Annotated in this window: 1 protein-coding gene; it reads left to right on the forward strand. The window is 39.4% G+C overall.

The annotated features are described in order from the left end of the window. Positions 1-337: 337 nt before the first annotated feature. Positions 338-1,225, forward strand: an 888-nt coding sequence (locus ACFIME_RS05895; protein WP_375684646.1) for a YopJ/AvrA family T3SS effector serine/threonine acetyltransferase, incomplete at its 3' end; no start/stop codon positions are given.

Here is a 1,225-nt window from a genome sequence, read left to right on the forward strand (position 1 = left end):
ATGATGTAATAAGCGTTTTGGCCATATTCCACATCCACGAAGAATGAAGCTCTGTAGCTTTACGGTAAGGCATAAATTGCTATTAGCAAATCTTCTTTTCCCTTTGAAAGAGGTAAAGAGGTATAGATGCAAACAGTAAGCGACGTGATCTCTTAAAAGATAAAAAGATACCTTACCTTTGACTCTGAAAAGCGTGGGGTTTTATCTTTCGTAATTTAAATAAAAATGATTTCATCTCTTTGTTTTTTCTAGCTAAAAATCTTTCCTGCAAACATTGTTTAGCCAGAATTGAAGAAGATAATATCACCTATCGATTATCAATATGGAGGCTAATAGTATGAAGCCACAAGATTCTTCCCTCCCTCATTCCTCACAAACACCAGAAGAGGCAAGTGCACCTGAAGGGGCGCATGCAAATGCATCGTTAGACACTCTTACTGCACATTTAGAACAATCCAGTAGTGAAAAAGGCAAAAATATCCCATTCAATCGTGAAGAATTAAAAAGTATCATTGCCCGTTTAGAGGATGATATCTCAACGGGTCGTTGGTTCACAGCTGATTATGCAAGTACAGATCTTAAACTAATGCCAGCCTTGGTAGATCAGGCAAATCGTAAATATCCCGACATGCGTCTTCAATTGGCAGCGTCATCTCACGACTTTGCCCTTGCACTCAAAGAAGCCATCGAAAACGGCGTTCAATCTTCTAGATTTATCATTCACACAAAGGATAGGGGAATTCATTTTGCGCTCATTGATCATCAAACCATAGAGGACAAAACATCGGTGATATTTTTTGAACCTACAACATTTAACAATATGAAACCAGCGGTACTCGCATTAAGGACGCAATTGGCCCTTAAAGCGCATGAATTACCCAACTGCTCTTTTGCCATGGCAGAAATGGACATTCAACGCAGTTCCTCTGAATGTGGAATGTTTTGTTTAGCGCTCGCTAAAAAGCTTCATACCGAATCTGCTAAATTAGAAAGACTGCACAAAGATAATATTAAAGGTGTCTTATGTAAACCAGACACGCCTTTACCTGCTGAAAAATTGGATCCATATCTTCCGACCACTTTTTACAAACACGTGCAAGGCAGAAGACGTCTTAAGGAGTATTTAACAGCCAATCCAGACGCGGCACATGAAAAAGTAAACAAAAAAGGCGAAACCCTAAACGAGAGGTTTGAGAGAAGCCTGGTAGCAACAGAGACAAAAACT

The organism is Bartonella sp. AP1QHHD, from assembly GCF_042196265.1.
In the GTDB taxonomy this organism is placed as follows: domain Bacteria; phylum Pseudomonadota; class Alphaproteobacteria; order Rhizobiales; family Rhizobiaceae; genus Bartonella.